General features: G+C 62.2%; 19 protein-coding genes and 1 pseudogene. 6 read left to right on the top strand and 14 right to left on the bottom strand.

Annotated features, from left to right (window positions below; genetic code table 11):
• Positions 1 to 235: 235 nt before the first annotated feature.
• Positions 236 to 1006: a hypothetical protein gene (locus ACI512_RS13310; RefSeq protein ID WP_012723124.1), complete on the top strand. Its 771-nt coding sequence runs from the start codon at positions 236 to 238 to the stop codon at positions 1004 to 1006.
• A 1119-nt stretch (positions 1007 to 2125) separates the two neighbouring features.
• Positions 2126 to 2938, top strand: coding sequence for an alpha/beta fold hydrolase (locus tag ACI512_RS13305; protein WP_231809705.1), 813 nt, complete (start codon positions 2126 to 2128; stop codon positions 2936 to 2938).
• Between the two features lie 36 nt (positions 2939 to 2974).
• Here the strand turns inward: ACI512_RS13305 and ACI512_RS13300 are convergent, their stop codons facing one another.
• The 4 genes and pseudogenes from ACI512_RS13300 to ACI512_RS13285 all read right to left on the bottom strand — a co-directional run bounded on the left by ACI512_RS13300 (position 2975) and on the right by ACI512_RS13285 (position 7434).
• Positions 2975 to 3679 carry a methyl-accepting chemotaxis protein gene (locus ACI512_RS13300; RefSeq protein WP_370636885.1) on the bottom strand — a complete coding sequence of 235 codons (705 nt, stop codon included), beginning with the start codon at positions 3677 to 3679 and terminating at the stop codon, positions 2975 to 2977.
• Between the two features lie 201 nt (positions 3680 to 3880).
• A pseudogene (locus ACI512_RS13295) lies at positions 3881 to 4033 on the bottom strand (HAMP domain-containing protein); the annotation flags it as partial.
• Positions 4034 to 5056: 1023 nt separating this feature from the next.
• On the bottom strand, positions 5057 to 6469 hold the full coding sequence (locus ACI512_RS13290) for a PLP-dependent aminotransferase family protein (RefSeq protein WP_236383625.1): 1413 nt from the start codon (positions 6467 to 6469) through the stop codon (positions 5057 to 5059).
• Between the two features lie 203 nt (positions 6470 to 6672).
• Complete coding sequence (locus tag ACI512_RS13285; RefSeq protein WP_012723120.1) at positions 6673 to 7434, bottom strand: SDR family oxidoreductase; 762 nt, start codon at positions 7432 to 7434, stop codon at positions 6673 to 6675.
• A 230-nt stretch (positions 7435 to 7664) separates the two neighbouring features.
• On the opposite strand from ACI512_RS13285, the gene ACI512_RS13280 reads away from it, so the two are divergent.
• The gene (locus tag ACI512_RS13280) at positions 7665 to 8672 is read left to right on the top strand and encodes an NADP-dependent oxidoreductase (protein WP_064052872.1); all 1008 of its coding nucleotides are present in this window, start codon (positions 7665 to 7667) and stop codon (positions 8670 to 8672) included.
• Positions 8673 to 8739: 67 nt separating this feature from the next.
• Here ACI512_RS13280 and pyrF read toward each other — a convergent pair whose 3' ends face one another.
• A complete protein-coding gene (gene pyrF, locus ACI512_RS13275; protein ID WP_012723118.1) occupies positions 8740 to 9438 on the bottom strand; it encodes an orotidine-5'-phosphate decarboxylase in 699 nt (232 codons plus the stop codon).
• A 261-nt stretch (positions 9439 to 9699) separates the two neighbouring features.
• Here pyrF and ACI512_RS13270 point away from each other — a divergent pair, with 261 nt between their 5' ends.
• Positions 9700 to 10464, top strand: a complete 765-nt coding sequence (locus tag ACI512_RS13270; RefSeq protein ID WP_043206166.1) for a response regulator — start codon at positions 9700 to 9702, stop codon at positions 10462 to 10464.
• Positions 10464 to 11501: a HAMP domain-containing sensor histidine kinase gene (locus ACI512_RS13265; RefSeq protein WP_236381221.1), complete on the top strand. Its 1038-nt coding sequence runs from the start codon at positions 10464 to 10466 to the stop codon at positions 11499 to 11501. Before ACI512_RS13270 ends, ACI512_RS13265 begins: the two co-directional genes overlap by 1 nt.
• Before the next feature lie 54 nt (positions 11502 to 11555).
• On the opposite strand, the gene ACI512_RS13260 is transcribed toward ACI512_RS13265, so the two are convergent.
• From ACI512_RS13260 to ACI512_RS13220, 9 genes are all read right to left on the bottom strand, one after another.
• Positions 11556 to 12617, bottom strand: a complete 1062-nt coding sequence (locus ACI512_RS13260) for an AI-2E family transporter (RefSeq protein ID WP_012723115.1) — start codon at positions 12615 to 12617, stop codon at positions 11556 to 11558.
• A 72-nt stretch (positions 12618 to 12689) separates the two neighbouring features.
• Positions 12690 to 13508 carry a DUF4892 domain-containing protein gene (locus ACI512_RS13255; protein WP_231809708.1) on the bottom strand — a complete coding sequence of 273 codons (819 nt, stop codon included), beginning with the start codon at positions 13506 to 13508 and terminating at the stop codon, positions 12690 to 12692.
• Between the two features lie 102 nt (positions 13509 to 13610).
• Positions 13611 to 14465 carry an alpha/beta hydrolase gene (locus ACI512_RS13250; protein WP_012723113.1) on the bottom strand — a complete coding sequence of 285 codons (855 nt, stop codon included), beginning with the start codon at positions 14463 to 14465 and terminating at the stop codon, positions 13611 to 13613.
• The gene (locus ACI512_RS13245; protein WP_064052875.1) at positions 14462 to 15265 is read right to left on the bottom strand and encodes an alpha/beta fold hydrolase; all 804 of its coding nucleotides are present in this window, start codon (positions 15263 to 15265) and stop codon (positions 14462 to 14464) included. Before ACI512_RS13245 ends, ACI512_RS13250 begins: the two co-directional genes overlap by 4 nt.
• 97 nt (positions 15266 to 15362) lie before the next feature.
• Positions 15363 to 15806, bottom strand: coding sequence for a hotdog fold thioesterase (locus ACI512_RS13240; RefSeq protein ID WP_236381220.1), 444 nt, complete (start codon positions 15804 to 15806; stop codon positions 15363 to 15365).
• Between the two features lie 30 nt (positions 15807 to 15836).
• Positions 15837 to 17486, bottom strand: coding sequence for an AMP-binding protein (locus tag ACI512_RS13235; protein ID WP_236381219.1), 1650 nt, complete (start codon positions 17484 to 17486; stop codon positions 15837 to 15839).
• An 85-nt stretch (positions 17487 to 17571) separates the two neighbouring features.
• Complete coding sequence (sixA, locus tag ACI512_RS13230; RefSeq protein ID WP_236381218.1) at positions 17572 to 18021, bottom strand: phosphohistidine phosphatase SixA; 450 nt, start codon at positions 18019 to 18021, stop codon at positions 17572 to 17574.
• Entirely contained in the window at positions 18018 to 18365 is a 348-nt protein-coding gene (locus tag ACI512_RS13225) for a DUF4389 domain-containing protein (protein WP_012723108.1), read from the bottom strand. The genes sixA and ACI512_RS13225 overlap by 4 nt, the downstream gene beginning before the upstream one ends.
• A 10-nt stretch (positions 18366 to 18375) precedes the next feature.
• Entirely contained in the window at positions 18376 to 19401 is a 1026-nt protein-coding gene (locus ACI512_RS13220) for an NAD(P)H-dependent glycerol-3-phosphate dehydrogenase (protein WP_012723107.1), read from the bottom strand.
• A 195-nt stretch (positions 19402 to 19596) separates the two neighbouring features.
• On the opposite strand from ACI512_RS13220, the gene ACI512_RS13215 reads away from it, so the two are divergent.
• Positions 19597 to 21717 (top strand): TonB-dependent receptor domain-containing protein, encoded by a 2121-nt coding sequence (locus tag ACI512_RS13215; protein WP_329616264.1) that lies wholly within the window; start codon positions 19597 to 19599, stop codon positions 21715 to 21717.
• The last annotated feature ends 1 nt before the right edge of the window (position 21718 follow it).

Here is a 21718-nt window from a genome sequence, read left to right as displayed (position 1 = left end):
TCGCCCTGCTTTCCGGGCTTATGGGAGGATTGTGCCCGCCCAGGCTTTGGCGCCTATATTCTGGCGTCCGACAAGGCGCTATAGTTCGCTCCGACAAATGATGGCAATGTGCATCCATGTAACGGACGCCTATCTATAGAGAAGCAAACTACCTGGGCAACTGGTCGATCAGCCCTATCCGCCGGATGGCCCAGTCACTACACTCCACTGTAAACCCTATAAAGAGGTCACACCGGTGACACCACTCATGATCACCCTGCTGGTAATAGCCGGGATCGTAATACTGATCGCCATTGGCTATATGAACCACGTGGTGGAAAACAACAAGCTGGAAAAGAAGCGCACCGAGATCGAGCTTAACGATCGCCTGCGCCGTTGCGGTGAAATCACCGAGACCTTCCCCGGCCAGTTGATGTCCCCGGCGCTCAAGTTGTTGCTGACCCGACTGGAACTCAACGTCAACCAGCGCCTGTTGAACCTCAACAAAACCAGCGCCCCCATCAAGGCCCGCATCGCCGAACTCAATACACTGGTGGCTCAGGGCGAATCGATCCCGGTGAACAACCCACCCGCGCCGATCCAGACCGAAGCCAAGGCCAAGGACGTGCGCTTCCTGCTCGAAGCCCTGCATGGCCAGGTCACCCGCGCCGCACAAGATGGTTTCCTGCCGGCCAACGAAGCCAAGCACTGGATCAAGGAAATCCGCCATATCCTGGTGTTGCTGCATATCGAGTTCTTCAACAACCTCGGCCAACACGCCCTGCAACAAGGCCAGCCAGGCCAGGCGCGCCTGGCCTTCGAACGTGGCGTGCAGTACCTGCGCAAACAGCCTGAACCGGTCATCTACAGCGCACAGCTGCAACAGCTGGAAGGCCAACTGGCCCGCGCCAACTCCACGGTACTGACCAACAGCAAGCCGGCCGAAGACGAAGTCAACGAACTGACCGAAGGCCTCAAAGTGGTCGACGCCGACGCCGAGTGGAAGAAGAAAGTCATCTACGACTGATGCCCCTCTCCTTATACATAGGTATCTACACAACGCTGTAGCAACCAACGCTAACCACGATGCGAAGCGAGCCGCTCTTGATCGTGATCTTGATCTTGCTCTTGCTCTTGCTCTTGCTCTTGGTCTCGCTTTTGATCTCAGGCGCCCCGTCAAACACGCTGGCCGGAATTCGACAGGGATTTGGGGGGTAAACCGGCAGGGATGCCGGTTTAGCCGCCCCGCGCCATGGATGGCGCGTGGCGGCGGCCCCCCAAATACCTGTCGGATTACGGGCACACCGAGCGTGAGCGAGGTGCCGAGTGTTGGGGCAAGAGCGTTTTGCTTACTTTTGCGCTCTTCAAAAGTGAGCCGCTGTAAAAGCGGAACCCATAGTGGCCGTTACCTGAATAACGGATATGTACCCTGTCTGATCCAACATCCAGGTCAGCCGTCAGGCCGTCACGGGAGCAAGCTCCCTCGCCACAGGTCCAGCGCCATACCCAGAGTGGTGTAGATACCGAGGCCCCGATGGCGTTGAATCAGTTACCTGATGAATCGACTGACACACCGCTATCGGGAGCAAGCCCCCTCCCACATTTGGATCGCGGGGTAACAGTTAGATGACGGTCAGCTGTCAGGTCGCCACGGGAGCAAGCTCCCTCGCCACAGGTCCAGCGCCATACCCAGAATTGTGTAGATACCGAGGCCCCGATGGCGTTGAATCAGTTACCTGATGAATCGACTGACACACCGCTATCGGGGGCAAGCCCCCTCCCACATTAAGATCGCAGCCTAACAGTTAGATGGCGCTCGGCTGTCAGGCCGCCACGGGAGCAAGCTCCCTCGCCACAGGTCCAGCGTCATACCCAGAACTGTGTAGATACCGAGGCCTCGATGGCGCTGAATCAGTCACCTGATGAATCGACTCACACACCGCTATCGGGAGCAAGCCCCCTCCCACATTTGAATCGCGGCCTAACCGTTAGATGGCGGTCGTCTGCCAGGCCGCCAGCGGGAGCAAGCTCCCTCGCTGCCCATCTGGCGAACACAGTTCACCACATGCCATCACTTTGCACCTATCCCCCCGCCCCCGACTAGCGTAAAAAAGTGCCCCTCACTCCATGAAGTCAGAGGCCTGCTATGCCTGTCGCCGTCATTGATGGACAACCGCTGCACTACGTCGACCAGGGTTCCGGCCCCGTCGTCCTATTGGGCTCAAGTTACCTGTGGGACCGCGACATGTGGGCGCCGCAGATCGAAGCCCTTTCGCAACAGTACCGTGTGATCGTGCCCGAGCTATGGGGGCATGGCGAATCAGGCCCGTTGCCGACGCAAACTCACTCCCTCGATGACCTTGCGCGCCAGACCCTGGCCCTGCTGGACCATCTGGACATCGCACAGATCAACCTGGTGGGGCTCTCGGTCGGCGGCATGTGGGGCGCACGCCTGGCACTGCGGGCACCCGAGCGGATCAACAGCCTGGTGCTGATGGACACGTACCTGGGCGCCGAGCCCGAGGCCACGCGCCAGTACTATTTCTCACTGTTCAAGATGATTGAAGATGCCGGCGCCATCCCTGAGCCTTTATTGGACGTGATCGCACCGATCTTCTTCCGCCCGGGCATCGACCGCGAATCCGCGCTGTACCAGGACTTCCGCAAACAATTGCAGGGCTACTCCAAAGAGCGCCTACTGGAGAGCATCGTGCCCCTGGGCCGCTTGATCTTCAGCCGCGAGGCTGTGCTGGAGCAGTTGCCACGCCTGGACGCTGACACCACACTGGTGATGTGCGGCGAACAGGACAAACCGCGCCCACCCGCCGAGTCCGAGGAAATGGCCGAACTGATTGGTTGCAGCCTGATCCTGATCCCGCAAGCCGGGCATATCAGCGCCAGGGAAAACCCGGACTTCGTCAACGAAGCCCTGCTGACCTTTCTCGCCAACCACGCCTGACCACCCTCCCCTGTGATCACTGCGCAGGCGCGGTGATCACAGGCGGAAGTGCCCCACCATCCCCTTGAGCTCGGCCCCCAACTGCGCCAGTTGAATACTCGACGCGGCGTTGCCCTGCATGCTCAGCGCCGACTGATCGGCACTGGCACGGATACTGGTGACGCTGCGGTTGATCTCTTCGGCCACCGAGCTTTGCTGCTCGGCCGCCGCCGCAATCTGCTGGTTCATCTGCTGGATCAACGACACCGCCACCGCGATGCTGCCCAGGGCACTTTCGGTTTCCAGCGCATCACTCACCGCCAGTTTCACCAGCTCACCGCTTTGCTGGATCTGCTGCACCGATGACTGTGCCGCGCTGCGCAAGGTGCTGACCAGCCGCTCGATCTCTTCGGTGGATTGCTGGGTGCGCTTGGCCAAGGCCCGCACCTCATCGGCCACCACCGCAAAACCGCGCCCCTGCTCGCCGGCACGCGCGGCTTCGATAGCGGCGTTGAGGGCCAGCAGGTTGGTCTGTTCGGCCACGCTTTTGATCACACTCAACACGGTGCCGATATGCTGGATCTCGGTGCTCAGGCTCTCGATGCTCGCGCTGGCGCGTGTGCTGGAGGTGGCCAGCAACTCGATGCGCTGCAAACTCTGGCGCACCACCTGTTGGCCACTGTCGACTTTGTCGTCCGCCGTCTGTGCGGCCTGCGCAGCCTCCTCGGCGTTGCGCGCCACATCGTGCACTGTGGCGGTCATCTGGTTCATCGCCGTGGCAACCTGCTCGGTTTCTTCTTTCTGGCTGCTGACTTCGACGTTGGTCTGCTCTGTCACACTGGACAAGGAATGCGCCGAGCTGGCCAGTTGCTCGATACCGGCTTGCAGACCGCTGACCATCTGGCTCAGGCCGTTGCCCATCTGTTGCATTGCCTGCATCAACTGGCCGATTTCATCGCGGCGGCTGACCTCCATGCGCCCGCTCAAGTCACCGGCGGCAATCTGCTGGGCCACGGCGATCACACTGCGCAGCGGCGCGACGATCAACCGGGTAATCACCCACGCTGCAATCAACCCCACCAGCAAGGCCAGGGCCGAAGAGCCGATGATCAGCATCGCGCTTTTCTTCAACTGCGCCTGCATCGACAGGTCTTCGGCGGCATAGGCCTGGTTGACCCGGCCGACCACTTGCTCCGCCCGATCATGCAATTGCGTGTAGACCACCTTCTCCTGCGCCAGCAGGCCGGTGTACTCACCGAGCTTCTCGCTGAACGCGGCGATATGCACAGCCACTTCGTTAAGCACAGTCTGGTAGCCGGAGTCCTTGACCGAGGTCTTCAGTTGCTCAACCTGAGCCAGCGCCTGGTCAGCCTGCTCGATCTTGCCTTGCTCGGCGTCCTCCTGGTCCGCCTTGCGGCTCTGGTCCAGGCGTACGTGAGCTTCGTTCATGGCTTGCAGCATCAGCCGCGACACCTGGCTGACCTGCCCCGCCTGCTCGATAAACTCGGCACCTTCCTTGCCCTGGCTTTCCTTAAGGCCATAAGCACCGTCGTCTGCCAGCCCGGCCTGCAATACGTCGAGGTTATTGGCCACGCTGGACACCGACCAACTGGCCATTTCCAACGCAAGGTCCTTGGTCTGGGTTAATTCGACAAACTCATCGAACGCCTTGCGGTAAGCGGCCAGGGCCTGTTCCACCTCGGCCATGACCGGCACGTTGGCGGCCGATTCGGCTTTGAGGCTGGCGGCGAGGGCCGCCAAGGCATCGACACTTTCATGCAGCGCGTCGACGTCCTTGGGGTCGGCATGCAACGCATAGTTCTGCTCGATCAGGCGCACCTTGAGCAAGCCACTGTTGAGCGACGACATGACCTTGAGGCCTTCGAAACGCTGGCCAACGGTTTGCAGGGACCACACGCCGATCGCCGCGACCAAGGCCGTCAACAGCAGCACGAGGGTGAAGCCCAAGCCCAGTTTTTTTGCCATACCGAGGTTGGCGAATTGTCGTTGCACGGCCGAAATCATTGCACTTGAATCCTCTTGCAATGGCAATTGCCATCGAGCCCGGTTTACATCGGCGAGATTGGCAACCACAAGGCCCTGAGCACAAGTCGTTGGCGCCACAATAATGGCAAAAAGCTACAGGTTCGTCGTTTTCAGAATGCTCGAGGTCGATCTGGCGGGTCCCATGGCGCGGAACAATGCCAAAGCCCGTTGATCAGCAGCATAGGCCACATTGATGCGTAGCCACTCACTGGGTTCGCTGGTCGGGCTGAACAACGCACCCGGCGATAACAACACCCCGAGACGCCGGGCACACGCCTGCAGCCGTGATTGATCCGCCTGCCCAGGCCGCGCCCACAAGAACATACCGCCGGCGGGAGTGGCGAACACCTCCCACTCCTCGTCTTCCAGCACTTGCAAGGTCGCCGCCATTTCCATACTCAAGCGCTTGCGCAAGCGTTGCACCCACTTACGATAGGTGCCATTAGCCAGCAGCGTGGCCACCACCGCTTCAGCAAACCGCGAGGTGCCGAAGCCGGTCAACGTCTTGAGGCTCGTCAATTGAGTGATGATCGCCGTACTGGCACTGAGATAGCCCACGCGCAAGGCGCTGCTCAGGGTCTTGGAAAAGCTCGCGACGTAGATCACCCGATCATCATGCGGCATTGCCGACAGCCGCGTGCAGCTGGCGTGTTGCAGGTCGCCGAACACGTCCTCTTCGATAATCAGGAAGTTCTCCCGGTGCGCCAGCGCCAATAAGCGCTCCGCCACCTCGCGACACAGGCTGGAGCCGGTCGGGTTGTGATACAGGCTGTTGATAAACAGGCATTTGGGCCGATGCCGCTGCAGCAGGGTTTCCAGTGCAGGAATGTCCGGGCCACCCCGCGTGCGCGGCACTTCCAGCAACTGCACACCGTGGAATGCCAGTTGCCGATAGAGGTTGCCGTACCCCGGCGTTTCGACCACCACGCAATCACCGGCCTTGAGCAGTGTGCGTATCAGCAAGTCCTGGGCATGGCTGGCGCCTGCGGTGGTGAGGATACGGTCAACGCTGCTGGCAATATGCGCCTGGGCCAGGCGCTTGAGCAGTTGCTCACGCAACGCCGGCAGACCCAATGGGGGGCTGTAGTTGAACAGCCCGGCGGTGTCGGTACGGGTGACTTCACGAATCGCGTAACTGATGTCATCACTTTCGCGCCAGGCATCCGGCAACCAGCCGCAACCCAGCTTGAGCTCGCCCAATGGGTTATCGGCGAAAGCCCCCCATTCCCGCTCAGCACCTTCGTACCACTGGCCTTCGTGCGCCTGCGGCGGCTGGGCCACCCTGAAACCTGCCCCCTGCTTGGACACCAGCAAGCCCTGGGCGACCATCCGCTCGAACGCCTCAATGACGCTGGACTGGCTGAGCAGGTTATCGAGGGCCACCTGGCGGATGGACGGTAAGCGTGTGCCAGGGCTCGCCCCACTCGTGCGAATCCATTGCGCCACTGCGCTGATGATCTGCTGCACCACCGGTACAAGGGCTTGTCGATCGATCCCTAAATCCATGCGCCACTCACTTCAACTGTCTGTTATTCAACCCGGAACAGTTAAGCACAGAAGCCCTTGTCGACCCGTCGCCAAGTTTTATTAAAGTATTGATTCTATTGGATTATTTACCTAATGATACACATTCTGACAGGGCACACTGCCAGCTATGGAAAAGCCCCACAGCCCCCCAAACGTTTTCGAATGGAGAGCGACGTGAGGTCCTAGATCGCCGTCGCGCCACCGTCCACCGCCAACGCCTGGCCGGTGGTAAATGCCGCACCGTCGCTGCACAGGTACAGCACCGCACTGGCGATTTCCTCGACCTTGCCAATGCGCCCGACCGGGTGCATGGCGGCAGCGAATTCGGCTTTGCGTGGGTCGGCTTCATAGGCACGCCGGAACATATCGGTATCGATCACCGCCGGGCACACCGCGTTGACGCGGATTTTCTTCTTCGCATACTCGATGGCCGCCGATTTGGTCAGGCCGATCACCGCATGTTTGGACGCAGCATAAATGCTCATCTTCGGCGCAGCGCCCAGCCCCGCGACCGACGCGGTGTTGACAATCGCGCCGCCGCCCTGGGCCAGCAAGAGCGGCAATTGGTGCTTCATGCACAACCACACGCCTTTGACGTTGACGCCCATGATCGCGTCGAACTCATCCAGGCTGCCGTCAGCCAGCTTACCCTTCTCGATCTCGATCCCGGCATTATTGAAGGCATAGTCCAGGCGGCCATAGGCGGCGAGGGTCTGGGCCATTAATTGCTGCACCTCCCCCTCCAGCGTGACGTTGCAGCGCACAAACAGCGCTTCGCCGCCGGCCTGGTGAATCAAGGCAACGGTGCCCTCGCCGCCCGCCGCATCCAGGTCGGCGACCACGACCTTCAAGCCTTCGGCGGCGAACGCCAACGCGGTAGCGCGGCCGATACCGGCGGCGGCACCCGTTACCAGAGCGACCTGGCCGGAAAAAGTCATGCTCATAAAGAAGATGTCCTATTGGGGGAATAGCAGTGGGTCGAGTCTAGCCAACGCCGCGCCGGGCGCGTCAGCACTATCAAAAGGCCGGTTGGCGCTGCATGAATCGCAGTGATAAGACCCACTACCCGATTATCAGCACTGTCTATCGAACGGCATTCGCGCCCTCGGTGAACCTTGCCCTCTACCCGTTCAAGGTCTATCACTTCAGGTTCATTTCCAGAAGAGTCGCTGCCATGACCGCCCAGACCAACCGCCAATTCCTGCTCGCCAAGCGCCCGGTCGGCGCGGCCACCCGGGAGACGTTCACCTACCAGGAAGTACCGGTGGGTACCCCCCAGGACGGCCAAGTGCTGGTGCGCAATGAATACCTGTCCCTCGACCCGGCCATGCGTGGCTGGATGAATGAAGGCAAGTCGTATATTCCGCCGGTCGGCATCGGTGAAGTGATGCGTGCGCTGGGCGTGGGCAAGGTGATTGCCTCGAACAACCCGAAATTCGCGGTCGGCGACTACGTCAACGGCGCCTTGGGCGTGCAGGATTACTTCCTCGGCGAGCCACGCGGCTTCTATAAGGTGGACCCGACACTCGCGCCCCTGCCCCGTTACCTGTCTGCCTTGGGCATGACCGGCATGACCGCTTACTTCGCACTGCTGGACACCGGCGCGCCCAAGGCCGGTGAAACCGTAGTGATTTCGGGCGCAGCCGGCGCCGTAGGCAGCATTGCTGGCCAGATCGCCAAGATCAAAGGCTGCCGCGTGGTGGGCATTGCTGGCGGCGCCGACAAGTGCAAGTTCCTGGTGGACGAACTGGGCTTCGACGCCGCCATCGACTACAAAAGCGAAGACGTACCCGCCGCACTCAAACGCGAATGCCCCAAAGGTGTGGACGTGTATTTCGATAACGTCGGTGGCGATATCCTCGACGCGGTGCTCAGCCGCCTGGCGTTGAAGGCCCGCGTGGTGATTTGCGGTGCCATCAGCCAATACAACAACAAGGAAGCCGTGAAGGGCCCGGCCAACTACTTGTCACTGCTGGTCAATCGCGCGCGCATGGAAGGTTTTGTCGTGATGGATCACGCCGCAAATTTCGCCGCCGCCGGCCAGGAAATGGCCGCTTGGATGGCGCAGGGCAAGCTCAAGAGCAAGGAGGACATCGTGGAGGGGCTGGAAACGTTCCCGGAGACGCTGATGAAGTTGTTCAACGGCGAGAACTTCGGAAAGCTGGTGCTCAAGGTCAGCTGACAAGCGATAGATCTAGAGGGTGGAGATCTGAATGTGGGAGGGGCTTGCCCCCTCCCACCTTTGACAATCAGGCGATTTCGGCGACCACGTCAGCCAACGCCTTGGCCGGATCCGCCGCCTGGCTGATCGGACGCCCAATCACCAGGTAATCCGAACCCGCGTCCAGCGCCTGACGCGGGGTCAAGATACGGCGCTGATCATCCTGGGCGCTCCCCGCCGGACGAATCCCCGGAGTCACCAGTTGCAGCGATGGATGCGCAGTCTTCAACGCCTGGGCTTCCAGCGCCGAACACACCAAGCCATCAAGGCCGGCTTTCTGCGCCAGGGCGGCCAAACGCAGCACCTGCTCCTGAGGCTCGATATCCAGGCCGATACCGGCCAGATCCTCGCGCTCCATGCTGGTCAGCACGGTCACACCGATCAGCAAAGGTTTAGGGCCGCTGCGCTGTTCCAGCACTTCACGGCAGGCCGTCATCATGCGCAGGCCACCGGAGCAGTGCACGTTGACCATCCACACGCCCATTTCGGCGGCGGCCTTGACCGCCATGGCGGTGGTATTCGGGATGTCGTGGAATTTCAGGTCGAGGAATACCTCGAAACCTTTGTCACGCAGGGTGCCGACGATTTCCGCGGCGCAACTGGTGAACAGCTCCTTGCCGACCTTGACCCGACACAGTTTCGGGTCCAACTGGTCAGCCAGCTTCAGTGCGGCGTCACGGGTGGGGTAATCCAGGGCGACGATGATAGGCGTCTGGCAGACGGACATTGGAATGGGCTCTCAGGCAAGTCGAAATCGGCGCGGATTGTAGCGCACGCAGCGCCGTTGCGGGATCCGATGATCGGTAAATACTGCCCAACCGCCCTTGAGCGGGTATTTTTTGGGCAATTGTTTCAAAGCAGATACATTCACGACATGCCCCCAACACGCCCCACCGCTAGCCTCGCTCGCACGACCCACCGACCAGCACTTCCAGCCATGTGGCTGGGCGCCTATGCTGACCGCAACAACCAGGCAGATGATCACACTATGCAGACCCCTTCCGCCCCTGTGAACGACGAGCAAAAAGGCGCGGTGATCGCCGATGACAAGCGCTGGAACACCCGCGCGCTGATTGTTGACGACGATGTGCCGATCCGCGAACTGCTGATCGACTACCTGGCACGCTTCGGTATCCTCGCCACCGGCGTGACCGATGGCACGACCATGCGCCAGGCCATGCAAGCCGAAACCTTTGACGTGGTGGTGCTCGACCTGATGCTGCCTGGCGAGGACGGCCTGTCGCTGTGCCGCTGGCTGCGCTCGGAATCGGATATCCCGATCCTGATGCTCACCGCCCGCTGCGAACCCACCGACCGCATCATCGGCCTGGAGCTGGGCGCCGACGACTACATGTCCAAGCCGTTCGAACCCCGTGAGCTGGTGGCGCGTATCCAGACCATCTTGCGCCGGGTGCGCGATGACCGCACCGAACAGCGTGCCAATATCCGCTTCGACAACTGGCGCCTCAACAGCGTATTGCGCCAGCTGGTGGCGGATGATGGCCTGGTAGTGCCGCTGTCCAACGCCGAATTCCGCCTGCTGTGGGTGTTTATCGAGCGCCCGCGCCGGGTACTCAGCCGCGAGCAATTGCTGGATGCCGCCCGTGGTCGCTCGATCGAAGCCTTTGACCGCAGCATCGACTTGCTGGTCTCGCGCCTGCGGCAAAAACTCGGCGATGATCCCAAGGCGCCGCAACTGATCAAGACGGTGCGGGGCGAAGGCTACCTGTTCGATGCGCGGGATATCGGTTGATGCGTGCCCCCTTCAACACGCTGTTCGGTCGGCTGTTCGGCGTGTTGCTGGTGGCTATCGTGCTGGCCCATGCGCTGGCGTTCTTCTGGTTCCACCATTACGGCCAACCGCCCCCCCCACCGTCTGAACAGTTTATCGAGCAGCCGGACGGCAGGCTGGTGCCGCTGCGCAAGGAGCACCATCGCCCCTGGTTTGGCGGCCCGGTGGTGCCCCTGACGTTTCAATTCGTCTCGCTGATTATCGCCGCCTGGTACGGTGCCAAACTGTTGAGCCGACCGATCCAGCGCCTCAGCGACGCCGCCGAGCGCTTGAGCCTGGACCTCGACAGCCCGCCCCTCGACGAATCGGGACCGCGGGAGGCTCAGCAAGCGGCGTCGACCTTCAACCTGATGCAACGGCGTATCCGCGAACAGGTCAGCCAACGTGCGCGCATGCTCGGTGCCGTCTCCCATGACCTGCGCACCCCGCTGTCACGCCTCAAGCTGCGCCTGGAACAGATCGAAGACACCAAGCTGCAGGGCCAGATGCGCCAGGACCTGGACGACATGATCGGCATGCTCGACGCCACCCTGAGCTACCTGCACGAACAACGCACCAGCGAAACCCGGCATTGGCTGGATGTGCAGGCGTTGGTGGAGTCGATGAGCGAGAACGCCCAGGACCAAGGCTGCGATGTGCAATTCGCCGGCAGCTGCGTGCCCTTGCAGGTGCAGCCGATGGCCCTGCGTTCCTGCCTCAACAACCTGATCGACAATGCCTTGCGTTATGCCGGTACTGCGCGCATCGAACTGCAAGACAGCCGTGAAGCCTTGGTCATTCGCGTTATCGACCACGGGCCGGGAATTGCGGCAGACAAACGCGAGGCGGTGTTCGAGCCGTTCTATCGGCTGGAAGGCTCACGCAATCGCAATTCCGGCGGGGTCGGCCTGGGCATGACGATTTCCAAGGAGGCGGCGGAACGCCTCGGCGGTCGACTGGAGCTTGAGGAAACCCCAGGCGGTGGGTTGACTGCGGTGATGTGGTTACCGAGGACCTGAAATCCAACCCCTCGCCACAGACAGCCCACACCTCCATGAGCCCTCACACCACCGTTACAGCGGCTTGTCTTCACGGCGCCCCTGGGCCTGGGTCGCGCTCCAATCCATCAACAAGCTGTAGGCCACCGCCAGCAAGGTCGGGCCGATGAACAGGCCGATGAAACCAAAGGCAATCAAGCCGCCGAACACCCCGAGCAGCACAATCACCAGCGGCAGGTTGCCGCCACGGCTGATCAGGTAGGGTTTGAGCACGTTGTCCACGCCGCTGATGATGAAGGTGCCCCACACGCCAAGGAAAACCGCGTAGGTGTAGTCGCCCTTCCAGGCCAGCCAGGCGGTGGCCGGGATCCACACCAGCGGCGGGCCCATGGGGATCAGGCTGAGCAGGAAGGTGACGATACCCAGCACCAACGCACCTGGGACGCCGGCGATCAGGAAACCAATCAGCGCCAGCACGGCCTGGGCGGCGGCGGTGCCGATCACGCCGTTGACCACCCGTTGGACCGTCCCCGCCACCAGTTCGATGTAGTAGCCGGCGCGGTCGCCGATCAAGCGCTCCAGCAGGCGATGGACGAACATGGCCAGGCGCGGCCCGTCCCGATAGAAAAAAAACACGAAGACCAGGCTCAGGGTGAGTTCCAGGATGCCACCACCGATCTGTGCACTGCGCGCCAGCAGCCAATTGCCGACCTGCCCCAGGTACGGCTTGATGCTGACCATCAAGGCCGCGCCCTGCTGGTCGATGCTGTCCCACATTGCCACCAGCCGTTCGCCGACAAACGGGATCGAGCCGAGCCAGGTCGGTGCCGCCGGCAGGCCATCGACCTGGATATCCTTGATCAATGCCGTGGCATCGCGCACATGGTCCGCGAGGTTGAAACCCAGCCACACCAGCGGCAATGCCACCAGCAACATCCAGCACAACGTGAGGATACCGGCGGCCAGGGATTCACGCCCACCCAGCCAGCGGGTGAGCAGGACCATCAACGGCCAACTGGCAAACGCCAGCACCGCGCCCCAGAACAGCGCCGACCAGAACGGCGCCATCACCCAGAAGCTGGCACCGAACAGCACCAGCAGCAGGATTTGCACCAGCAGGCGATCGTTATTGAGCATGGAGTATCTCTAGAGGAAGGCTGTAGGAAGAGAGCTTAGGCGAACGGCGCGGGTCCGTTCGCCTTGTGACGGTCAGCGTATCAGATGCAGGTGCAGGCCTTTGGTTTCAGCGGTGCCGGTTTCCATGCGCGCGGCGCGCACACCTTTGTCGACCAGGGCCTGGCGCCAGGCTTCGGCATTCGGGCCGGTCAGGCTGACGCGCAAGGTGGCGTCAAGGTTCAACCCACGGGAAATCAGGGTCAGCCAGGTGTCGTCAGGGTCGCCGCCGAGCGCTGGGAAATCCAGCTCGCCGGTGCTTTTCAACTCGCGCAGCAGGGTCGCCGAGGTGGGCACCAGGTTGCCCAGCGGCGCGTTGGCGTCCAGTTGTTCCACATGCAGGTAGGCGCGGCGATTGCCACGGGTGATGCCGTACAGCGCCACCAGGGAGTTGTCCTGCGGGGCGGCCAGGCGCAGCAGCAGGTATTCCTGTTGGCCATCGGCACCGACGAGCTTGGCGTTGCCGAATACTTCATTGGCCCACAGGCTGCTTTCGCCGCAATCGCGGGCCTGGCACCAGAACAACAGCTGCGCGCCCTTCGCCTGCAACGCTTCACGCGTAGCGGTAAACGCGGCACTGGAGGTGTGCTCGGCAGGCAGTTCATAGGTAATCGCCGTGGCGTGCCCACGGGCGGTGGCCTGCCCTTCGTAACGCAGTTGGCCGCTGATCTTGCGGATCGCGCCCATCGGGTAGATGCGTTCCTTCTCTTCGGCGGGGCGGTAGTCGACGATCTGTGAGTCGACCTGACGTGACACTGCCGGTAAATCCTGGCTTCCTGGCACATCGGCGGCGAACACCAGGGGACTGAAACAGCACAGCCCGAGGGCACGGATAGATCCTTTACGTAGGCTCATCGGATCAATGAGCCCTGGCCATCGGAGCGCACAGCGGTGTTGAGATGGTTCATGGTTGACTCCCTTTCAATCCGCCCAGCCTCGGCAGTTGACCGCGCCAAGTCAAGGCGTGGTGAAGAACCGATTGAAACAGTCTGCAACAAGGACCGCGCCGGGCTCATCATTCAGGTGTAAATGATGGCCACCCGGCAGCGTGGTGACCGTAAAGGGTAGTTGAGAAAGCAATTCTGAATGTTTCGCCAGCATGCCGTCGGCAGCCACCACCAACTGCGTAGGGCAGCTGACGCGCCGTACGAAAGCCATGGCTTGTTCGTCGGTCAGGCGCATCGGCGAAGCGAGGGTCAAGCGACTGTCGGTACGCCAGGTGTAGCCGCCCGGCACCGGCATCAAACCGCGCTGGGCCAGCAGTTGCGCGGCTTCGCGACTGACCGCCACCACGCCTTTCATGCGCGCCTCGACCGCTCGGTCCAGGGTGTTATAGACCGGCTTGCGCTTGTCCTGCAGGTTCAATTGCGCCTGCAAGGCCATGCCCAGCCGCTCGGCGGCGTTCTCACCGCTGGCGGTCGGCGGGATCACCCCGTCGATCAATCCCAGGTGCGTCACGCGCTCCGGCAACGCCCCCGCCAGCACCAGGGACACGATGGCGCCGAGGGAGTGGCCAAGTAATGCAAAACGTTTCCAACCCAACTGCTCGGCGACTTGCAGCACGTCATACACGTAATCCCACAACGCATAACCGGCGCCGCTAGGACGATGCGCCGAATGCCCGTGCCCGGCCATGTCCAGGGCAACGATGCGCAGGCCCTGAAGTTTGGGCGCCAGTCGCGCAAAACTGTTGGCGTTGTCCAGCCAGCCATGCAGGGCGATCACCGGCAAACCGTCCTCGGGGCCGAACAGATGGGCCGCCAGTTCGATATGCGGCAGGCTCAAGCGCACCTCTTCAACCGGCGTGCTCATGCGCAACTCTGCTCGCGGGCTTCCCAGCGGGAGAACAACTGCTTGATCAAGGCCGCGGTGTCCTGGGGGCGTTCAAGGGGGAACATATGGCCGCCGGGCATGGTGAGCATTTCACCCATGGGCAGGCGCCCGACACCGCTGGCGTGGTGACGCATCACCACCCGGCTCTGCCGGCCACGCACGACGGCCAGCGGCACTTTCAATTGGCGCACCTGGCCGGGGCTGGTATGGGGCACGCCACGGTAGATGCTGATTTCGGTGGCCGGGTCGAAGCGCAGGCGCAGGCGATCGCCCACCTGATGCAGGCCATGTTGCAGGTAAGCGTCGAAGCATTCCGGGTCAAAGCCACGGAACAGGGTCTTGCCGGCGAAATAGCTGCGTGCGGCGTCCAGGTCGCTGAATTCTTCGCGCCGCCCCAGGGTGCGCCCCGCCGGGGTCAGGCGGTCGATAAACCCGAAGCGCTTGGCCGCGCGGATCACCCAGCGGTCGGCACGGGTCAACACCGGCGAATCCAGCATCACCACGCCGCGATACAGCTGCGGGCAACGCATGGCCGCGTGCAGGTGCAAGACGCCCCCAAGGGAATGGCCCACACCCCACACCGGTTCCGGTTGCTGCTCCAGATGATGGATCAGTTCGTCCACCAGGTTCTGCCAGTTATCGTCCACCGGAAACCTGGGGTCGTGACCGTGTTGCGGCAGGTGAGCCACTGCGTATTCCGGCGCCAGGGCGGCAAACAACTTGCCGTAGGTGGCCGAAGGGAAACCATTGGCGTGGGCAAAAAACACATGCTGCGACATACCGGATCCATCTACAAAAACAGAGATTGATTGTCACCATGCCCGACGTACACAGCAATGACTGTAACTGCCAGGAATGATGACACTCACGCCACGCCTATCGCGCCGGTGGGGTCTCGCCCAGCGGCACCACGGCCATGGTCAGGCGCGACACGCAGCTGGTTTTGCCATCGTCGCTGGTCAAGCGGATGTCCCAGACCTGGGTGGTGCGGCCAATGTGGATCGCCTTGGCCACCGCCGTCACGCGCCCGCTGCGCACACCGCGCAGGTGGTTGGCGTTGACCTCCAGCCCCACGCAATAGAACTTGCTGGCGTCGATGCACAGGTAGGCCGCCATGGAGCCGACGCTCTCGGCCAACACCACCGACGCGCCGCCGTGCAGCAGGCCGTAGGGCTGGTGGGTACGCTGATCGACCACCATGCTGGCAGTCAGGGAGTCGTCGTCGAAGCTTTCAAAGCGGATATCCAACAGTTCACCGATGGTGTTTTTCTGGGCCGCATTGAGTTGGTCGATATTCGGTTGGGTACGCCAGAGGCTCATGCCGTTGTCCTTGTTGGTTTTATGATGAGCCTAATCCTGCCACAGAACGGTTTCGGAACGCTCGCTCCATGCCTGGAATTGTGCACCGTAAGTCGATTCGATCACGTTGCGCTTGATCTTCAAGGTCGGGGTCAGGAAGCCGTTCTCCACCGCCCAGTTGTCTTTCACCACCACCAGTTGGCGCAGGCGTTCATGCTTATCCAGCGCCTGGTTGACCTGTGCCAGCCAACGCTCGAGGCTGCTGCGCAGTGCGTGCGGGTCCTCGCTCACCGCCGATAACACGCACAACCCTATCGGCGCGGGCAGCCCATCCCCCACTACGCACACCTGCTCGATACGCGCATGTTCAGCCAAGCGGTTTTCAATCGGCGCCGGCGCTACGTATTTGCCTTTGCTGGTCTTGAAGATTTCCTTGAGCCGCCCGGTCAGGCGCAGGCGGCCATCGGCATCCTGTTCGCCCTTGTCGCCGGTGCGCAGGAAACCATCGGCGGTAATCGTCTCGGCGGTTTTCTGCGGGTCTTTGTAGTAACCGAGCATAGTTGCACCGCTGCGCACCTGGACCTCGCCTTCGGGGTCGATACGCACTTCCACGCCGGGGCACGGCAGGCCGATCCAGCCGAGGGTCTGCTGGCCGGGGCGGCACACGTGGGAGTAGCCGCAACTTTCGGTCATGCCGTACACCTCCAGCACATCCAGGCCCAGGCGTTGATACCAGCGCAGCAGCGCCTCGGGCACCGGCGCCGCACCCGACAGGGCAATGCGCAACGCGTCCAGGCCCAAGCCGGCGAGCACCTTGTGGCCCACCCGCTTGCCGATGAAAGGCAGGCGCAGCAGGGTGTCCAGGCGCTTCTCGGGGATTTTGGCGTAGACGCCCATCTGGAATTTGGTCCAGATACGCGGCACACCAAACAGGGCGGTCGGACGCGCCCTACGCAGATCGGTCAGAAACGTGTCCAGGCTTTCGGCGAAAAACACCGTTTGCCCGGTGTAGATCGCTGCCATTTCTACAAACATGCGCTCCGCCACATGACACAGCGGCAAGTACGACAGTAGCCGGTCGCCCTCCCCCAACCCGAACAGCTCGGTGCCACGGGTGGCGGCAAACCCCAGCGCGCCGAAGCTGTGCATCACGCCCTTGGACAGGCCGGTCGTGCCGGACGTATAGATGATGGTGGCCAGGTCCGTAGCGGCCGGCAGCGGCTCGTCCTGGATCGGCGAACAGGCTTGCAGGTCAGCCCAGCTGAAATCGAACGCGCCGGTCGGACACAGCGGCAAGCTGATGGTCGGGACATTGGACGGCACGCCAGGCGCCATCGCGGGCCAATCGTCGAGTTTGCCGATAAACACCAGCGCCGCCTCGGAATGGGTCAGCACATGGGCAACGGAGTCGGCGGTGAGGTTAGGGTACAGCGGCACTGAGACGTGCCCGGCCATCCAGATGGCCAGGTCGGCGATGATCCAGTGGGCACAGTTTTTCGAGATCAGGGCAATGTGCGAGCCCTGGGGCAACGCGCGGGCCAGCAGCCAGTGCGCGGCGCAACGGGCCTGATGGCCGACCTCACCCCAGGTGAGGGGCTGCACCTCGCCGCCGCCAGAGGGCTGGACCAGGAAGGTTTGGCGCGGATGACGCGCTTCACGTTCGAAGAAGACCTGCAACGGCAAACGAAAAGCGACGGGCATGGGACGCGCTCCTTTGTGGTCCGACAATAGCCAACCAAGCACTTGCTTGGTTGACTATATAGCACACACAAAGCCGCGATCCAGCCTAAGGGTTTTTTACGCTGACCAGGCTCATCAGCCCCGCCAGCGGGAAATCCCCCTCCAGTTCCGCCAGGCTGGCGGTGTGCATCGGCTGTGGCTGACGCTGATGGCCATGCTGCAAAAAGCTGATCAGGTTGCCCACCAGCGGCTGGTGGCTGACCAGCAGCACGTTGTCATCGGTGTCGAGCTTGTCCAGCACCTGCAACGGGTTGCCCTCGGGGGTGAGCCACGGCACCGTGAGAACCTGCGGTTCGAACCCCAGCACCTCGCGCACCAGTTGCGCGGTCTGCTGCGCCCGCACATAGGGGCTGGCGATGATCGCGCTGAGGGGCTGGCCCATCAGCTGTGCAGCACTGCGCAACACTTCGGCGCGGCCATGCTCGGTGAGGTTGCGCTCGGCGTCGGTGCGCGCATGCCCTTCGGCCTCACCGTGGCGCAGTATCCACACCTTCATAACTTCGGCTCTTCGTCACGGACTGGGTGCGGCGCCGGCGGCACGCTGTGGGCAGCTTCGCCCTCCGGCGCGCGTGGGGTCGGCCAGTCGGCGAACGGCCACGGTTTCTGTTCGGAGTGGAAGCTGCCGAAACGGCCGATCTGTGCGAGGAACTGGCTGAGGCTGTCGCCGAAGTTCATCAGCCCCAGGTTCGGTGCGCCATAGATCAATCTGTAAACCAACTGCACCACCACCAGCGCGCCGAGCAGGAACTGCGCCACCTGCCACACCAGGGCAAACACCAGCATCCACAGGATGCGCAGGGCAATGGACTCGTACTTGGGGGCTGCTTTCGGATCGTTCATGACGCGTTCCTCAGTTGAAACCACTGGTGGAAATAAAGTCGACATCGGTTTTCGGCTCGGCGCGCATCAGCAGCTCGATGACTTGGTTCAAGGTGCGCCCTTCAAACAGGATCGCGTGCAACCCGGCGACCAGCGGCATGTACACCCCGACTTCCTGGGCCTTGGCCTTGAGCACCTTGAGGGTGTTGACGCCTTCGGCCACTTCGCCCAGGCGCGTGACCGCGTCTTCCAGGCTCAGGCCCTGGCCGAGGGCAAAGCCGACCTGATAGTTGCGGCTTTTCGGCGAGGAGCAGGTGACGATCAAGTCGCCCACGCCCGCCAGACCCAGGAAGGTCATCGGGTTGGCGCCCTGGTTCACCGCAAAGCGGGTCATCTCCGCCAAGGCGCGGGTGATCAGCATGCTTTTGGTGTTTTCGCCCATGCCCAGCGCCACGGCCATGCCGGCAATGATCGCGTAGACGTTTTTCAGCGCACCGCCCAACTCGACGCCAAAACGGTCGCTGCTGGCGTAGACGCGGAAGGTACGGCCATGCAGCACGGCCTGGACGCGCTCGCACAGCTCTTCGTCTTCACTGGCGACCACCGTGGCGGTCAGCGCGTGCTCGGCGACTTCGCGTGCCAGGTTGGGCCCGGACAGCACGCCAATGCGCGCCTGGGGCGCGATCTCTTCGAGGATTTCGCTCATCAGTTTGAAGGTCTGCGCCTCGATGCCCTTGGTCAGGCTGACCAGCAGCTTGCCCGCCAGGCGTTCGGCGTGGGGCGCCAGCACCGAGCGCAACGCGCTGGACGGCAGCGCGACGAAGCACAGATCACAGGCCGTAAGGGTTTCCAGCAGGTCGGTAACAGGCTCGACTGCCGGATGAATCTTGATGCCTTTGAGGTAACGCGGATTTTCCCGGTGCACCCGAATGGCCTCGGCCTGCTCGGGATCGCGCATCCATTGGCGCACAGCGTGACCGTTCTCGGCCAGCAGGTTAGCCACGGCGGTACCAAAACTTCCGCCTCCCAGGACCGCAATAGGGCGCTGTTCAGTCATATGCAATCCGTTAATCCATACCAGTGGCGATGGCGGCATTATACGGGCCGACCCGCTTGCGGCCAGCCCCCCTAGCAATTCGTGCGTTTGTCGGAAAACGCCACGCTTACATGAAGTAATTGCAAGTCGGGCGACTGGCAAAAGGCCCCACCTCAGTTAACATGGGCGGCTATCCGTAATTATCAAGGCTGCGCCGTGTATTTGGGCCCTCCTCCTCGTTCATCCCTATGGTTGATGTTGTTGTGCAGCGCGCCGGTGCTGGCCGACGACCTGTTCCTCGACAGCCAACCGCTGCCGCAAGTGCTGACCGCCACGCGCCTCAAGCAATCGGCCGCCGCCGTGCCCGGCAGCATGACCGTGATCGACAGCGAGCTGATCAAGGCCAGCGGTGCGCGGGACATCAGTGAGTTGCTGCGCCTGGTACCGGGGATGATGGTCGGCTACACCACCGGCAACCAAGCGGCGGTGAACTACCACGGCACCAGTGCCAGCGACGCGCGGCGCATGCAGGTGTTGATCGACGGCCGTTCGGTGTACCGCGCAGGCCTGGCCACTGTGGACTGGAGTGACATTCCGGTGGCGATGGAAGATATCGAGCGCATCGAAGTCTTCCGCGGCCCCAACACCGTCAGCTATGGCGCCAATGCCTTGATGGCGGTGGTGAACATTCTTACGCGCTCACCGGCCAACAGCCACGGTACGCGGGTCAAGGTGGTGCGTGGCGAACGCGGCATCAATGACTTCTATGCCAGCCAGGGCGTGGGCTGGGAAACCGGCGACTTGCGCCTGTCCCTCTCCGGGCAACAGGACGACGGCTTCGACAGCGATGCCGCGGGCGTCGACCGCCGTGACGGCCGCCGCCTCAACCGCTTCAGCCTGGCGGTCAGCCAGATGCTGAACACCCAACAAAGCCTCGACTGGCAACTGGATGCGAAGGAAGGCACCAACCAGCGTCCTTATACCTACAGCCCGGTATTTGCCGGGATTACCGAAGGCGGCAACAATTCCGACGTCACGGCCAAGGACTATGCCGGCTCCCTGCGTTGGAATGTCGACTTCAATCCTGACCACAGCCTGTATATCCAGGGCTCGGCCCAGCAATGGGACCGCCGGCAAATCTGGAAGGCCTGTGATGCCAAGGTCTCGTTCAGCCCGGAGCTGACCCAGTTGTGGCAGTTGAACCCCAACTACGCCGAACTGCTCGCCCGGCATATGGACACCTACAGCCAGGGCAGCGCGCCACCGGGCAGCGCCGCCGAGCAGGCCCTGGCCAACCAAGTACTGAACCAATGGCGCAACGGCGCCAACCAGAGCGTGTGCGGTGACATCGACCAGAGCACCCGCGAAAGCCGCTACGACCTGGAGATTCAAGACACCCTCAGCCTGTCCGACAGCCTGCGCCTGGTCAGCGGCATGAACTACCGCTATGACCGCGCCGACTCCGACACCTATTTCAATGGCACCCTGGACGACACCACCTGGCGTTTGTTCGGCCAGATGGAATGGCGCGCCAGCGAACACTGGCTGCTGCAAGGCGGCGCGATGTATGAGGACACCCACCTGAGCGGCAACTCGCTGACACCGCGAGTGGCGGTCAACTACCTGATCAACCCGCGCCACGGCCTGCGCGCGGTGTATTCCGAGGCCATCCGCTCGCCGGACATGTTTGAGAACAACGTCAACTGGAGCTACCGCGTCACCAACCTCAGCTCCCCTGCCTATGGGCAGACCACCGGGCAATACTTCGTAAAGACCCGCGGCCCGGGCAACCTCGATAAAGAGCTGATGAAGTCACGGGAACTGGGGTACAACGGTTTCTTTGCCGACATCGGGCTGAACATGGACGTGAAACTGTTCTACGACGAAATCACCGACATGATCAGTTCGCCGCTGCGCAACAACCAGTACATCGCCAGCAACGCCAACAGCTCGCGGTTTACCGGCGCCGAATCGCAGTTCGACTGGCGCGTCAGCAATGCCGACCGCCTGCGGCTCACCTATGCTTACGTCGACGCCACTACCAGCAACCCGTTGGACAAAGCGCAAACCGCACGTAACAGTGGCTCCGCCGGCTGGTTGCGCGAATGGGGCCAAGGCTGGTCCAGTGCGCTGTTCTACTACGGCGATGACGCACTCAACCAATATCGCTTCGAACGGGTCGACCTGCGGGTGGCCAAGCGCATTGCCCTGGGCAAAGCCAACGTGGAGCTGGCCGGCATGTTGCAACAACGCCTCGATAACCAGCCCACTACGTGGGCCGATAACAATTATGACCATCGCCATGTGCTCTACTTCAGCGCGGAGTTAGAGTTCTGAC

Source organism: Pseudomonas petroselini, assembly GCF_045037875.1.
Classification (GTDB): domain Bacteria; phylum Pseudomonadota; class Gammaproteobacteria; order Pseudomonadales; family Pseudomonadaceae; genus Aquipseudomonas; species Aquipseudomonas petroselini.
Note: the sequence above shows the minus strand (reverse complement) of the source record. Positions and strands in the feature narration are given on the sequence as shown.

What these genes read in the sequence shown, in the direction of transcription:
- ACI512_RS13305 (WP_231809705.1), top strand. Translation starts at nt 2,126, where the DNA reads ATGCCTGTCGCCGTCATTGATGGACAACCGCTGCACTACGTCGACCAG.
- ACI512_RS13300 (WP_370636885.1), bottom strand. Translation starts at nt 3,679, where the DNA reads ATGACCGCCACAGTGCACGATGTGGCGCGCAACGCCGAGGAGGCTGCG.
- ACI512_RS13290 (WP_236383625.1), bottom strand. Translation starts at nt 6,469, where the DNA reads ATGGATTTAGGGATCGATCGACAAGCCCTTGTACCGGTGGTGCAGCAG.
- ACI512_RS13285 (WP_012723120.1), bottom strand. Translation starts at nt 7,434, where the DNA reads ATGAGCATGACTTTTTCCGGCCAGGTCGCTCTGGTAACGGGTGCCGCC.
- ACI512_RS13280 (WP_064052872.1), top strand. Translation starts at nt 7,665, where the DNA reads ATGACCGCCCAGACCAACCGCCAATTCCTGCTCGCCAAGCGCCCGGTC.
- pyrF (WP_012723118.1), bottom strand. Translation starts at nt 9,438, where the DNA reads ATGTCCGTCTGCCAGACGCCTATCATCGTCGCCCTGGATTACCCCACC.
- ACI512_RS13270 (WP_043206166.1), top strand. Translation starts at nt 9,700, where the DNA reads ATGCAGACCCCTTCCGCCCCTGTGAACGACGAGCAAAAAGGCGCGGTG.
- ACI512_RS13265 (WP_236381221.1), top strand. Translation starts at nt 10,464, where the DNA reads ATGCGTGCCCCCTTCAACACGCTGTTCGGTCGGCTGTTCGGCGTGTTG.
- ACI512_RS13260 (WP_012723115.1), bottom strand. Translation starts at nt 12,617, where the DNA reads ATGCTCAATAACGATCGCCTGCTGGTGCAAATCCTGCTGCTGGTGCTG.
- ACI512_RS13255 (WP_231809708.1), bottom strand. Translation starts at nt 13,508, where the DNA reads ATGAGCCTACGTAAAGGATCTATCCGTGCCCTCGGGCTGTGCTGTTTC.
- ACI512_RS13250 (WP_012723113.1), bottom strand. Translation starts at nt 14,465, where the DNA reads ATGAGCACGCCGGTTGAAGAGGTGCGCTTGAGCCTGCCGCATATCGAA.
- ACI512_RS13245 (WP_064052875.1), bottom strand. Translation starts at nt 15,265, where the DNA reads ATGTCGCAGCATGTGTTTTTTGCCCACGCCAATGGTTTCCCTTCGGCC.
- ACI512_RS13240 (WP_236381220.1), bottom strand. Translation starts at nt 15,806, where the DNA reads ATGAGCCTCTGGCGTACCCAACCGAATATCGACCAACTCAATGCGGCC.
- ACI512_RS13235 (WP_236381219.1), bottom strand. Translation starts at nt 17,486, where the DNA reads ATGCCCGTCGCTTTTCGTTTGCCGTTGCAGGTCTTCTTCGAACGTGAA.
- sixA (WP_236381218.1), bottom strand. Translation starts at nt 18,021, where the DNA reads ATGAAGGTGTGGATACTGCGCCACGGTGAGGCCGAAGGGCATGCGCGC.
- ACI512_RS13225 (WP_012723108.1), bottom strand. Translation starts at nt 18,365, where the DNA reads ATGAACGATCCGAAAGCAGCCCCCAAGTACGAGTCCATTGCCCTGCGC.
- ACI512_RS13220 (WP_012723107.1), bottom strand. Translation starts at nt 19,401, where the DNA reads ATGACTGAACAGCGCCCTATTGCGGTCCTGGGAGGCGGAAGTTTTGGT.